Source organism: Dyella sp. PARNA 12/25 (genome assembly GCF_055702865.1).
On sequence record NZ_JBVQCI010000003.1, the window covers coordinates 338,454 to 351,855 of the forward strand.

The 13,402-nt window shown below is 59.6% G+C and carries 15 protein-coding genes; 13 read left to right on the forward strand and 2 right to left on the reverse strand.

All coding sequences use genetic code 11. The annotated features are described in order from the left end of the window. Nucleotides 1-107: 107 nt before the first annotated feature. Together AC0GUR_RS09285 and AC0GUR_RS09290 are read right to left on the reverse strand one after the other, a co-directional pair. Complete coding sequence (locus AC0GUR_RS09285; protein WP_472877175.1) at nucleotides 108-623, reverse strand: phage tail protein; 516 nt, start codon at nucleotides 621-623, stop codon at nucleotides 108-110. Between the two features lie 35 nt (nucleotides 624-658). Next, the gene (locus tag AC0GUR_RS09290; protein ID WP_472877176.1) at nucleotides 659-2,458 is read right to left on the reverse strand and encodes a phage tail sheath family protein; all 1,800 of its coding nucleotides are present in this window, start codon (nucleotides 2,456-2,458) and stop codon (nucleotides 659-661) included. A 1,267-nt stretch (nucleotides 2,459-3,725) separates the two neighbouring features. Here AC0GUR_RS09290 and AC0GUR_RS09295 point away from each other — a divergent pair. From AC0GUR_RS09295 to AC0GUR_RS09355, 13 genes are all read left to right on the forward strand, one after another. Next, nucleotides 3,726-4,490: a sensor histidine kinase gene (locus AC0GUR_RS09295; protein WP_472877177.1), complete on the forward strand. Its 765-nt coding sequence runs from the start codon at nucleotides 3,726-3,728 to the stop codon at nucleotides 4,488-4,490. Continuing rightward, the gene (locus AC0GUR_RS09300; RefSeq protein WP_472877178.1) at nucleotides 4,487-5,137 is read left to right on the forward strand and encodes a LuxR C-terminal-related transcriptional regulator; all 651 of its coding nucleotides are present in this window, start codon (nucleotides 4,487-4,489) and stop codon (nucleotides 5,135-5,137) included. Before AC0GUR_RS09295 ends, AC0GUR_RS09300 begins: the two co-directional genes overlap by 4 nt. Before the next feature lie 157 nt (nucleotides 5,138-5,294). Beyond that, on the forward strand, nucleotides 5,295-5,546 hold the full coding sequence (locus AC0GUR_RS09305) for a hypothetical protein (RefSeq protein ID WP_472877179.1): 252 nt from the start codon (nucleotides 5,295-5,297) through the stop codon (nucleotides 5,544-5,546). 426 nt (nucleotides 5,547-5,972) lie between these two features. Beyond that, entirely contained in the window at nucleotides 5,973-6,536 is a 564-nt protein-coding gene (locus AC0GUR_RS09310) for a Pvc16 family protein (protein ID WP_472877180.1), read from the forward strand. A gap of 43 nt (nucleotides 6,537-6,579) precedes the next feature. Beyond that, nucleotides 6,580-7,359, forward strand: coding sequence for a hypothetical protein (locus AC0GUR_RS09315; protein ID WP_472877181.1), 780 nt, complete (start codon nucleotides 6,580-6,582; stop codon nucleotides 7,357-7,359). 21 nt (nucleotides 7,360-7,380) lie between these two features. Further along, a complete protein-coding gene (locus tag AC0GUR_RS09320; protein WP_472877182.1) occupies nucleotides 7,381-8,952 on the forward strand; it encodes a phage tail sheath family protein in 1,572 nt (523 codons plus the stop codon). A 65-nt stretch (nucleotides 8,953-9,017) separates the two neighbouring features. Continuing rightward, on the forward strand, nucleotides 9,018-9,476 hold the full coding sequence (locus AC0GUR_RS09325; RefSeq protein ID WP_472877183.1) for a phage tail protein: 459 nt from the start codon (nucleotides 9,018-9,020) through the stop codon (nucleotides 9,474-9,476). Further along, nucleotides 9,469-9,966, forward strand: a complete 498-nt coding sequence (locus AC0GUR_RS09330; protein ID WP_472877184.1) for a phage tail protein — start codon at nucleotides 9,469-9,471, stop codon at nucleotides 9,964-9,966. Before AC0GUR_RS09325 ends, AC0GUR_RS09330 begins: the two co-directional genes overlap by 8 nt. 9 nt (nucleotides 9,967-9,975) lie before the next feature. Then, entirely contained in the window at nucleotides 9,976-10,173 is a 198-nt protein-coding gene (locus tag AC0GUR_RS09335) for a hypothetical protein (protein ID WP_472877185.1), read from the forward strand. Continuing rightward, nucleotides 10,174-10,866 carry a CIS tube protein gene (locus tag AC0GUR_RS09340; RefSeq protein WP_472877186.1) on the forward strand — a complete coding sequence of 231 codons (693 nt, stop codon included), beginning with the start codon at nucleotides 10,174-10,176 and terminating at the stop codon, nucleotides 10,864-10,866. 3 nt (nucleotides 10,867-10,869) lie between these two features. Next, the gene (gene vgrG, locus AC0GUR_RS09345) at nucleotides 10,870-12,657 is read left to right on the forward strand and encodes a type VI secretion system tip protein VgrG (protein WP_472877187.1); all 1,788 of its coding nucleotides are present in this window, start codon (nucleotides 10,870-10,872) and stop codon (nucleotides 12,655-12,657) included. Between the two features lie 31 nt (nucleotides 12,658-12,688). Beyond that, nucleotides 12,689-12,988, forward strand: coding sequence for a PAAR domain-containing protein (locus AC0GUR_RS09350; RefSeq protein WP_472877188.1), 300 nt, complete (start codon nucleotides 12,689-12,691; stop codon nucleotides 12,986-12,988). Between the two features lie 2 nt (nucleotides 12,989-12,990). Next, nucleotides 12,991-13,401: a GPW/gp25 family protein gene (locus tag AC0GUR_RS09355; protein ID WP_472877189.1), complete on the forward strand. Its 411-nt coding sequence runs from the start codon at nucleotides 12,991-12,993 to the stop codon at nucleotides 13,399-13,401. Nucleotide 13,402 lies beyond the last annotated feature (1 nt).

The window sequence follows — 13,402 nt, forward strand, 5'->3', positions numbered from 1 at the left end:
CACTCCCGTAAGCGAGTGCGCTTCTGGACTATCAGTGCGAACGACCCCGCGTTGCAGGGCGCATCGCTACCGTCATAGCCGGTATGACGCGCCCAGTACTGGATGAATCAGGTAAAGCTCGGCTCGCTAGGCTCGGGCACGGAGGTGTCGCGCTCCCAGCCTTCGTTCTCCAGCTTAAGGTGCTGGATCGCCACGGCATTGGCATTCGCATCAAGATCGGGCAGGGCCTGATACTCGGAAACCCAGCAGCGATAGATCTTGTATGCCAGGGCCAGTTGGCCGGCTTCGTTGTAGAACTCAAGAATCAGATCCTTGCGGAAATCCTTCAGCGACGATTCGGCGCCCAGTCCCGCACCGAAATTCCACACCTTGCGCGCCCAGGCCTCGAACGCCGTGTCATGGGTGACGCCCCGGTCCATGGTGATGGCATCGAACTCAGTGCGTCCGGGCGATTTTCGACTGGTGCTGGGGTCGCCACCCTCGCGGTGTTTCACCACTTCCGTGGTGCGCTTGAGTCCGCCGACCTTGCTCATGCCGGCGACATACTGGCCATCCCACTTCACACGAAACTTGAAGTTCTTGTACGGATCGAAGCGTTGGGAATTCTGGGTGAACTGCGCCATGACCATAGTCTCCGTTCATGCCGTTGGCTTCAGGCCTATACCGCTACTTGTCCCGCCATCTGCTGCAACTGGATGACAACAAACTCAGCGGGTACGAGGGGTGCGAAACCAACCTGGATGTTCACGATGCCGGCGTTGATATCGGCTTGCGTCGTGGTGGAGCTATCGCACATCACGTAGTACGCCTGCGCTGGCGTCTTCCCCTGAAAGGCGTGTTGCAGGAACAGGTTCTGCATGAACGAGGTGACGTTCATACGTATCTGGGCCCACAGCGGTTCCGCATTCGGTTCAAAGACTGCCCATTGCAAGCCTCGATAGAGGCTTTCCTCCAGGAATAGGGCGAAGCGGCGTACGGGCACGTATTTCCATTCGGATGCTTCCGCGTCTGATCCAACCAGCGTGCGTGCGCCCCATATCACCGCGCCGTAGATGGGGAAGGTGCGGAAGCAATTGAGGGCGATCGGATTGAGTACGCCTTGCTCATCGTTGCTGAGGTTGTAGGTGAGCTTCTGCACGCCGGACATGACGGTCTCGATGCCCGCCGGTGCTTTCCATACACCGCGATTGCCGTCTTCAGTAGCGTAGACGCCTGCGACCACGCCACATGGTGCAAAGCTTCGCAGCTGGTTTTGATTCAGGGGGTCGGCAAGGCGCAGGCGCGGGAAATACACCGCGCCGTTAAGGTCGTGAACGGTCAGCCGGTTGGTGCGCCAATTGATTGCCGAAGCGACGTCAACAACATCCGGTGGCGAATCCAGCAACAGAAATGCGCGGCGCTTCTTGCAATAGACCATGGCCTCGGCGTAGGCGGCGTTGAGGTCAGTGTCACCAATATCAGCTTTTACGGGGTTGCCGGCCTGGGCTCGCGTCAAGTCGGGTATGCAAAGCAGGTTGAACAGGTCCACTTTGTCGAGTGCGTAGATGCCGGTACCGGGCAACTGCTGTCCTATCAGCTCAATGCTCGACGGCAGCTTTTTACCTGTGTCGTCGGCAGGCGTGATGGTGATTTTGAATGGGGTGGTTGTTGACGTGCCACCCAGCCAGTATGCCCCGACGTTATCGATCGTTAAGGCGCCTGAAGCGAGCTTCAATAATGCCGATGCATCGATGATAGTGGTTGATGCTGGCTTGCTGAATGCGATCGCGGCATCGGGCTTATTTGGTATTTGAACAACGATGCTCAGCGCGTCGATCGTTGTGGCGCTCAGGTCGCTCTTTACTGGGGTAACGATGACTTGTGCGCCCGGATAGCTTTGCTGCAGTGCGCGTGCCGTATTGGAAGACAGTGTGCGAGTAACCTCGACTAGAGACGCCGGCCTTGGATCGCTGGTGCCGAGAAGCGACACCGGAATGGCGGTGCCACCATCGATGGCGACGGTAAACGCAGCCACCGCGTTTGGTGCTGTCAGGGCGGTGAGGATGGCGGCTGGGTCGATGGAGCCGGAGACCAGTCCGGTTCGAGGCGCCCTGGCCGGCCCTGCAACGGACACCACCTGGATAAGGCGCGATCCCGTATCTGGGTCATTGACGACCGCCAGGACATAATTTGCCAGAGTCGAATCCGTTGTGACGTTGAGGAAGCTCTCGGAGACACCGGTGCTGGTGTTGAGCACGGTAAGGTTGAATGCATTCTTGTCAGCTGTTGACAGCCCAACGTAGTCCACCGTCATGGCGATGCTGTTGCCCCAGTTTCCCGTGCTGGCCGCTTGGATCTTCAGCAGGGGCGTGGTGGCGCTGGCAAGGTCCGGTATCACGATGGAGGCCGGCACTGCACCATCTCGCGGCACCCGCACGACAAACGCAGTCGTGCCGCCGTTGGCAAAGAACTGCTGCACGGCATACGACAACTCACTGTCTGCTGCGAGCCCACCGAAATTGCGCTGGAAGTCCGCAAAGCTGAATAGCTCCACGGCTTGGTTGTCGGGTCCGCTCGACGTGTAGCCAACAAACGCCGCAATCGACGTGGCGACGCCAATAATGGCATGCACGCCACTCGAAATTTCTTCGACATAAACACCCGGGTAAGTGAGCTGCATGACTGACAACCCCTATGTTCGAATGAACGATGGGAGAGCAAGCAGAAGAGCTTGATGGGGTGCGCGGAGCACGCACACGGCGACTACGCCGGATGGCTGTGGCTCGGCTGGATCAGGTGCGTCCAGGCTTTCGCGACGCATAAGCCCGCCCCTTTCTGCTGGGCTTGCAGATGAAGTTGGCGATCGGATCAGTGCTGCGGTGATTCTCGGCAACCCCTTACGGCCGAGGCGGCAATAGTTTCAGCGCGCGGGTCATGGCGGCGTGAATTCTTGAGGGTGCGCCGCTGTTCGTTCGACGCTTCGATCGATCCAGCACTACTCACCGAAGAGGTGCCTTGCGTTACATGTGGCACGGTTGGATTTGCCGCGCGCACAGGGGCGCGGGCATGACAGCTGCTTGATTGCGTTGGTGGCTCGATGAGCCATGTCGCTGCTGCCGGCAATCGCATGGTTGCGACGCGTAGAACTTCTTTCCGGACGGGTGATGCCCTTTGCGCGGTATGCATGCACGGCGGTTGCAGGACTGATGAATGGTCTCAAGGGAGGCAGGTGCGACGTTGCCGCTACGTGGTCACCCTGTATCGGTGAAGTGTCAGCTCGAGGACGAAAAATCCTCGTTGGATCGTCCGTGTGGCGACCCTGCTTGCGCGCTGGCCATGTGTGACGCCCATGTGAAAGTTGATGCTGCGGACCCAAGAACTTACGCAATACAGCCGGAGGCGATTGCCTTTCGTCACCAACTTGATTGCTACACGACAACTTTCGGTGCGAACATGAGTGCTGGTATATCCGGGGGGAATTGCCAGGCGCTCTATCCGTACACCATGGTGATGCCCGTCGGCACTCTCTACTTGAGTGTGGCGACTCGATCACCTGGATGATGGCGTGCGCAAAGTGGCCATCGACATCAAGCAGCGGAAGAGCGTGGTGGGTAAGTGCTATCGGATTCTGCGCTGACCCTGCATGTCGTGGTGTGTCGTATCGTTTCCTCCGTGTCGCATGGGGCGCTGGCGCAATGCGTCAGTCGTGGGACTTTGATTGAGTCGATGCAGCGGGTGGCGCACGAATGAAATCGGAGACATTGCGAACTCATGAATCCATTGATCGCGATGATGTTGTGCCGTTGCGTCGTGCGACATCGCATGCCGCGGCTGCGCAGGTTGCCACGCGCCTGATGCAACGCCTGCACGACGGCCCTGCGCAATGGATGGCGTTGGCGCTGCTCGAGCTTGATCTAGCCAAACAGGCGCCATTCCACACCAGCATGCAAACGCTTTGCGGCATTCGCGAACTCGTAAGCGAGGCGCTGCGAGGTACCCGGCAAGTGCTGCAGGAATGGGAATGCGGTACGGCGGCAGCGAGGCCGATGCCGCTGGCTGCATCGCTGATCCATTTGGGGCGTCGGCTTTCCTCATTTACAGGACTGGCGCTGCACCTCGATTGTGATGATTCGGTTTTCGACCCGCCGAAGCCGGTGGCCATTATTGTTTTGCAGGCGACGCAGGAGTTACTTCTCAATACCTGCAAGCACGCACCCGATGCGAATGCGCAATTGGTGTTGAGGGCAACGGCCCATGGCTTTGAGCTTTCGGTGAGTGACGACGGCCCGGGTTTTGATCCTGTGACCATCTACCAACGCCATAGCCGACGTGGCGGCTGGGGTCTGGGTGCGATGCCTGAGCGGCTGGCCCATGCAGATGCCGCGTTTGACCTGCAAGCAGCTCCTGGCGCCGGGGTGCGTGCGTGCATCCGTTGGCCGGGTGATTTCGCTGAAAAGCGTTGGAAGGGCAGGCGTGTCGTTCGGCTTCCCGGCCGGAAGGCTTCGCGATGAAGGTGCGGGTGATTCTCGGTGACGATCATCTAATGTTACGCGAAGGTCTGGTGGCGCTATTGCAGCGCGAACCAGACCTGGAGCTGCTTGGGCATGCCGGTCACGGCGTGGACCTGCTGCGGCTCGCTCGCAGCCTGAATCCGGACGTGGTGGTTGCGGATGTCACGATGCCCGTGATGAATGGCATCGAAGTGGCCCGGCGTGTGCGCAGCGAACGGTTACCGAGCAGGGTGCTGTGTCTTTCGGCCAGCGCACAGCCCGGACAAGTGCTGATGGCGATGGAGGCGGGGGCTTCAGGTTACGTGCTGAAAGAGAACTGCTGCGACGAACTGGCGCGAGCCATTCGCCACGCCTTCAACGGGCAGATTTTCCTGAGCGCGGAGCTGATGGCCCCCATTCTGAGCGCCTGTCGTGAGGTCGGCAATGGCCAGGACGGCTGGACGCCGCCACCCCTGACGTGGCGCGAGCGCGAAGTTACTCGGCTTTTTGCGGAAGGCCTTTCCACTCAGCAGGTGGCGGATCGCCTTCATATCAGTGCCAAGACTGTGGCCACGCATCGCGCGCACGTGTTTCGTAAGCTGAATATTCGCAGTGTGGCCGAACTGACCCGCTATGCCGTCAAGCAAGGTATGGCCGCGCTTGAGTGAACGTCACGTTGCCGGAAGCGCATGCGTCGAGTCGACGCTTGTTCGAAGTGGTGGCTGGGTTTGCGCGCGAGCAAGGAGTCCATGTCAGGCGTTGCGCTCAGCGATGTGTGGGTGCATCGCAATTCAACCCAGCCAGCGCAGCTCAATGCGCTGGCCTATGCTCAACGAGGCGACATCTGCCTGGGCCACGGACAGGAGCGCCAGGGTGTGCGCGGATATAAACCTTGGAGATGCCGGCAAGCGGGATGTCACTTGGATAAACGAGGATTTTCAAACCCTGGACGACAGCTGGCTGTTTGAGGGTGATTTCGCCGAAACGCCTGCGCGGGAATGGCAACATCGCCAGAAATCGACTGACAGCACATCTGAGAAGATTGAGTTTTCGGGCAGCTCCTTCTTGCTGAAGTGATGGGGCGGCACAGCGACCGCCCACCGCTGAGTGTTCCCCGAATCACGGGTGCGACGCGATCGACGGTGCGCCGCGCCGTTGGATGACGTTGCAGGAAACGCCTGGGAAACATTGCCACATTGGCGCTGTGTGCGCGCTTGCCAGGGATGCCGTTGGCGTGAGCGGCGACCCTTCGGCGTCTGTGCTTGTACGAACGGAACAAGCCCGGTCCAGGCTGGCCATCTGCTTGCTCGCCCTCGGCATAGTGCATCTGTGTTGTCCATGCGGCCTCCCGCCTCAGCAAAACGGAAATGAATATCAGCAGATTGCTGATAGGCCTCGCTGACATGGCGGCGTAACGTAGCCAGACCTTTCACGCCAGGCCTGGAGCCTGCGTGGAAGAGGCTGTGTCATGAAGACCAAAGGGGCGGGCCAGTGATTGATCGGGTGCTCGAACAGCTTGCGTCGCACCTCAACGGCCACTTCCGCCGGCAATTCGACGTGGTCGAGGACGCGGTGGTTGTCTGCAACTTGCAGGAGCTGGGCGGCGCGCCCGTGAGTCAGGTCGCGAATAAGATGGTGCTGTTCTTGAGCGGCGTGGAGCGTGACACGGTGGCGCATCGCGCTACTTCGGTACCCATGACCTACAGCAACGGCATTTTAAAGAACGCGCCGCCCGTGTACCTCAATCTGCTGGTGATGTGTGCGGCCAATTTCAGCGGCAATCATTACCCCGAGGCGCTGAAGTTCCTTTCCGGCGCGATTGCGTTCTTTCAAGGCAACCCCGTATTCGATCACCAGAACACACCCGACATGGATGCGCGCCTGGAGAGAATGGCGCTCAACATGGAAAACCTCAGCAGTCATGAGATGCACAGCCTGTGGAGCATCCACGGGGGGCGCTATCTGCCGTCTGCGCTGTTTCGGGTGCGGATGATCACGCTTGATGCGGGCACGGCGCGCGGTCGCGATCCGCTGATTCGCCAGACCGAAACCGAGGCGACGCCATGAACGCGGCCATGGATGGCAACGGTATCGGGCGGGAGGGGTGACCATGCAACGGTATCGCTCTTTTGCCACGGTCGACGTGCGGCATGACTATTTTGCCGACGGCGGTGCACGCCATCTGGTGTTTAGGCCGCATGCGGATACCTCGGTGTTTCTTGAGCGATTTGCCATGCTGTGGCGTGCCGATGGGCGTGGCCTGAGCATCCACGTTGCCGAGTCCGAGTTGCGGGGCATGTGGAGCGAGCGCTTGGATGAGGGTAAGCCTCGCACGCTGCGCTTCGACGTGCGTTCGTCCGATGCCGCCTGTGTGTACTACACCGGCGTCATCTGCACACCGCCAGAAGCCCTGGACGATGGCACTCGAGCGGTGCCGCTTTTACACATCTTGCCAACGCCAATGGCGCCACTGACAACCGTGGCCTTGCCACTTAATGGCACGGAGAGTGACGATTTCGCTACGTGGGAGGCGGCCCTTGGCACGCCGTATCGACTGTGCCTGCAAAGCCGCAGCACCATCTGGAAGTACCTGCTGGTAGGTGATTGGCGTGGCCGCACGCTGTCGATTGTCGATCAGCGTGGCGAGGTGGACTTCACGGCTCCCTCCACGGAGCGCCTGCCGGATGGGCGATCCGCACTGGTTGTGCAATCGACCTCGCCTATTGCCTTGCGAGAGCGGCCATCTCAGCGCTTTCAACTGCGTGACGTGACGGATGACCGCGAGCGCGTGCTTATTTCAAGGTTGCCGGGCGCTGCGCCGCAGCGCTTGTGGCGCGAGTCCGTACACGGCGAGATGACGGCCGTGTCGGAAATTTTTGTTCACAGCTAACCCACTGACAGGAGCCCACCGATGGGTGCAATGAAGACACCGGGTGTCTATATCGTCGAGAAGAATGCGTTTCCCAACTCGGTGGTGGAAGTGGCTACCGCCGTGCCCGCATTCATCGGCCACACCGAGATCGCTGACAATCGCAGCAAGCCACTTTCGTTCAAGCCCTGGCGCATCAGCTCGATGGCCGAGTATCACCAGTACTTCGGTTTCGGGCCCAATCCGCGCTTCAACATCGTCGAAAATACCAACCCTGCTGTTCTGACGGATTTCAAGGCGGCGGGTAAGGACAACAAGGTCACTGATTACATATTCCAGCAACCGGCCGGCAAGGATGGCGGCCGTTACGGCCTGTACAACGCCATGCGCCACTTCTTCCAGAACGGTGGCGGCCCTTGCTACATCGTCTCGGTCGGCGACTACGAGTCAGACCTGGATCCGGACAAATTCACCCGAGGCATCGACGAACTGCTCAAAGAGCAAGAGCCGACCATGGTGCTGATACCGGAAGCGGTCATGCTGGATAAGGACCCGTGCATCAGCTTGCAGCAAGCCATGCTGCAGCATTGTGGCGACAAGATGAAGAACCGCGTGGCGATCCTCGATATCTGGGGAGGCGACAAGTCGCGCAATGACCCTGATGGCGATCCGATCGACCGGTTCCGCAACGGCCTGGGCATCAACTTCCTCAATTTCGCCGCAGCGTATTACCCGTGGTTGAACACTACGGTGGTTGGTGAGAAGGAGTTGAACTTCGAGAACATCGCCTCCGCCGATGTGCTGCAACTGCTGCTGCGCAATGAGCTTGGCTTGCCCGAGACAGCCCCGGATGGTGCGTCACTCAAGGACAAGGAGCAGATTCAGGCCATTGCCGATATCGCCAAAGATTGGAGCAAGGTCGATCCCGCCCCGACACCGGACGCGATCCTGGCCAACAAGGCGCTGCTCCACAAGACGCTCAGCACCATCAGTCCGCTGTTCAACACGGTGATGGATCTGATCAAAGGCAAGTTGAATCTGATGCCGCCCAGCGCAGCGATGGCTGGCATCTACACCATGGTCGACAATAGTCGTGGCGTATGGAAGGCACCGGCCAATGTCAGCCTGTCGGGCGTGGTGTCGCCGGCTGTGACTATTTCTGCAGTGGATCAGGAAGATCTCAACGTCACCACTCAAGGTAAGTCGATCAACGCGATTCGCTCGTTCATCGGTGAAGGCGTACTGGTCTGGGGCGCACGCACGCTGGATGGCAACAGTCTGGATTGGCGCTACATCAACGTGCGTCGCACCATGATCATGCTGGAGGAATCTTGCAAGCTCGCCGCCAAGGCGTTGGTGTTCGAGCCGAACGTGGCCAATACCTGGGTCACCATCAAGAGCATGATCCAGAACTTCCTCACCAGCATCTGGAAACGCGGTGGCCTGGCCGGTGCTGTGCCGGAAGATGCATTTGGCGTGTACTGCGGTCTGGCTGAAACCATGACGCCGGACGATATTCTCGAGGGTATCCTGCGCGTCACCGTGTTGGTGGCCATGGTGCGTCCCGCTGAATTTATCGAAATCACCTTCCAGCAGCAGATGCAGAAATCGTGACGTAGCGCGGGCGTCGCTCGGCGCCCGCCGCGTATCGCCTCACCTTGTACTGACGGAGAAATCGTATGGCAGACGACGGTTCGCAGCAGTCAACCAACGTATGGCCGATGCCCAAGTTCTACTTTCAGGTGAAGTGGGATTCGGCCGTGATGTCGTTTGAAGAGGTATCCGGGCTCGATGTCGAAGCGCAGCCAATCGAGTATCGCCATGGCGACAGCCCGGTGCATGCGACGATCAAGATGCCGGGGCTGAAGAAGTACAGCAACGTGACCATGAAGAAGGGCGTGTTCAAGGGCGATAACAAGTTCTGGGATTGGTTCAACAAGATAAAGATGAACACGATCCAGCGCGTGCCGGTCACGATCAGCCTGCTCGACGAATCCGGTAACCCGACCATGGTTTGGACGCTGGCTAATGCCTGGCCGACCAAAATCACCGGCACCGACCTGAAGGCGCAAGGCAACGAGGTGTCGATTGAAACCATTGAGATCGCGCACGAAGGCCTGACTATCGCCAATGGATAATCCCGCCGCCTGGCCCGCCAAGCAGGTGGTGGAGGACACGCTGGGGCAGCTGCTTCCCGCAGCGTTCCAGTTCACCGTCAGCATCGGCAGCGAATCATCGAGCGTGGACTGTTCGTTCCAGGAGGTGTCAGGGCTGGAGTTGAGCATGGAAGTGGACGAGCTGCGCGAAGGTGGCGAAAACCGCTTCATGCATCAATTGCCCACTGGGGTTAAACAGAAGCGGTTGACCCTGAAACGAGGTGTCGCATCGATCAATTCACCACTGGTGGGTTGGTGCAAACACACCTTGGAAGCCGGGCTGTCGGTGAAGATCAAGCTTGCGCCGGTGACGGTGAAGCTGCTCGATGCCAAGGGCAATCCGTTACGCACCTGGTCGTTCACCCGCGCTTATCCGGTGCGGTGGGAGATCGATAGTTTCCAGTCCACCAAGAATGAGGTGGCACTGGAGACCATCGAGCTCGCCTATCAGGAAATACGACGAAGTGGTTGAGGCCGAATCGTGACGATCGAAATTCGCCAGATGGTGATCAAGTCCAACGTGGGCCAAGGCGTGGGCCGCGGCGGTGAACCGTTATCGGAAGACGACGATAACGAAGACGACGACTGCTGCGGCAAGGACGGCCCTGGTGGCATTGAAGAGCGCCGGCGCCTTCGTGCGCTGTTGGCGTCCGAACGTGACCGGATGCGGGAGCGATAAATGCCAGATAGCCTCTCCACTGGGAAATCCCAGCTGAAAATCACCGCTTGCGATACCAAGGGCAATACGCCGACGCCCAATGGCAACTCGATTTCGCTGTTGATCAACCCGTCTGAGCTCACCTTGTCGCGTAAGACGCGATTCGGTGGCTGCGTGCCGATGGGTGACATCGGCACCGGACGGAATTTTTCGCACATACAGCCGGGCACGCTGGATTTCTCGACCGTGTTCGACGGCACCGGCGTGGTGCCGGTGCCCTCCAACCTAAATCTGCCGGCTGAGGTGGAGGATCAGCTCAATGCGTTAAACGACATCGTCTATACCTATAAGGGCCAGCAACATCAGCCCAATGTGGTGCGGGTGTTGTGGGGGCGGCTCGCTTTCTATGGGCGACTTACCGCGTTCAATATCGACTACACGCTTTTTCGCCCAAGCGGCGCACCGCTGCGCGCCAAGGCGAAGATGACCTTCCAGGGCTTCAAGAACCCGCAAGAGGCGATATTGGAGGCGGACATGTCATCCCCCGATCTCAGTCACTCGGTGATCGTGACGGAGGGCGACACGCTGCCGCTGTTGTGCCATCGCATCTACGGCGACAGCCGGTATTACGTCGATGTGGCCCGCTTCAATGGCCTGCATGGGTTCCGCGCGCTCAAGCCGGGCCTGACGCTTCACTTTCCACCGCTGGGTTGAGCGATGGCTGAGTCTCCCAATGCCAACACGAATGGCCCGATCCGCGTGACGGTCAGTGCGAGCGGTCAGGTGCTCACTACGTTGCCGATCGTGTCGGTGACGGTGCGGCGTGCCGTCAATCGCATCCCCTGGGCGGAGATTGTGCTGGTTGATGGCGATATGACTACCGGTGACTTCGCCTTGAGTGATGCCGCAACCTTCGCGCCGGGTGCCGACATAACGATCAACGCAGGTTATGACGAAGACGAAGCGCCCGTGTTCAAAGGCATCGTGGTGCGGCACAGCGTAAAGATCGACGGCGACACGAATTCGCGCTTGATCATCGAGTGCCGCGACAAGGCAACCAAGATGACCATCGGGCGCAGTAACGCCAACTACCTGCAGACCAAGGATAGCGACATCATCTCCACCTTGATCGGCAATCACGGGCTATCGGCCGATGTGACCAGCACCACCACGCAGTACGACGAGCTGGTTCAGTTCTACTGCAGCGATTGGGATTTCATGCTTGCGCGCGCAGATGCCAATGGCCTGCTGGTGAACGTCGACGGCGGCGCGGTAAGCGTTAAGGCTCCGAATACTTCAGGCTCCGCCGTGCTGTCGGTTACCTGGGGTAGCGACCTGATCGCCTTCGAGGCGGATATCGACGCGCGCAATCAGTACACCGCGGTGCAGGCGGTTTCATGGGACCCCAAACAGCAAGCAGTGATGCAAGGCAATTCGGCCAGTCCGACCACGCTCAACCGGCAGGGTGACCTCACCGGGTCAGCGTTGGCGCAGGTCGCCAGCCCTTCCACGTTCCTGTTGCAGACGGGTGCGACTCAACCCATGGCTAGCTTGACCGATTGGGCCAAGGCAGCGCAGCTGAAGGCAGCGCTGGGGCGCATTCGTGGGCGCATGAGTTTTCGCGGCAGCTCCGCCGCCATGCCAGACAGCGTGATTGAGGTCAGCGGGGTCGGTACGCGTTTCAAGGGTTCGGTGTATGTGTCGGCGGTTGAGCACGACATCACCAGCGGCAACTGGACCACACATGTGGAATTTGGCCTGCGGCCGGAGTGGCACGTTGAGCGCGAAGACGTGGTGGCGCCGCTCAATGGTGGGTTGTTGCCTGGCGTGAGTGGCCTGCAGATCGGCGTAGTGATGAAGCTCGATGGCGATCCGGAGGGCGAGCAGCGCATCCAGGTCAACGTGCCCGTGTTGCAGGCGCAGACGCAGGGAGTGTGGGCGCGCCTGTTGCAGTTCTATGCATCGAGTGCGTTTGGTGCGTTCTTTCTGCCGGAAGTCGGTGATGAAGTATTGCTCGGCTATTTGAATGACGACCCCAGTCACCCGGTGGTGCTGGGTTCGCTTTACAGCAGCTCGCGCAAGCCGCCGTACACGATTGAGGCGAAGAACAACACCAAGGCCATCGTTACTCGCTGCCTGCACAAGATCGAGTTCAACGAGGAGGACAAAATTATCACGGTGATCACGCCGGGCAAGAACCAGATGGTGCTCGATGACAAGAACCAGTCGATCACCGTGCAGGACCAGCACAACAACAGCGTCAAACTGTCCAGCGCCGGCATCGCCCTGACAAGCCAGTCCGACATCAAGCTCACCGCGCAAGGCAACGTGACGATCACCGCCAACGCGGCGGTCAATATCAAGGCCACCACCGATCTGAAGGCTGCCGGCATGAACGTCACCTGCGAAGCGCAAGTGGGGTTCACAGGCAAGGGCTCGGCCACCGCCGAGCTGTCCGCTGCCGGTCAAACCACGGTGAAGGGCGCAATGGTGATGATCAACTGAGGCCCTAGCAGGCTCTAACCAAGGAATTTCCATGCCACCAGCCGCCCGACTGACCGATATGCACACATGCCCGATGGTGACGCCGGGCTTGCCGCCGGTGCCGCATGTGGGCGGCCCGATTCTCGGTCCCTGTGTGCCGAATGTGCTGATAGCGAAGCTGCCAGCGGCGGTGGTCGGCAACCTTGCGACCTGCGTTGGCCCGCCCGATTCCATCGTAAAAGGGTCGGCCACGGTGATGATCGGCGGTATGCCGGCAGCACGCATTGGCGATACCACGGCGCACGGCGGCAGCATCGTGATGGGTTGTCCCACCGTCATGATCGGGGGCTGACGATGGCGGACTTTCTGGGAAGGGGCTGGAGTTTTCCGCCGCGTTTCGACCCTCGCACCAAGGAGGCGGTGATGGTGACCGATAACGAGGATGTCGCCGAAAGCCTTCGCATCCTCTTGTCGACGCAGCCAGGCGAGCGAGTGATGTTGCCGAACTATGGCTGTGGCCTGCGACGCATGGTGTTCGAAGAGGCCAGCGAACAAACGGTGACTGAAATCAAGGAGATGATCCGCAAGGCCATTCTGTTCTACGAGCCGCGCATCAGCTTGAACAGCATGGACGCCCAGCTTGCGGATGCTTTGACGGGCCGACTGGAGATCCTGATCGACTACACCATTCGCACCACCAATACGCGTCACAACCTCGTCTACCCGTTCTATTTGCATCAGGCTACTAACCCAGTGGAGGCCTAAG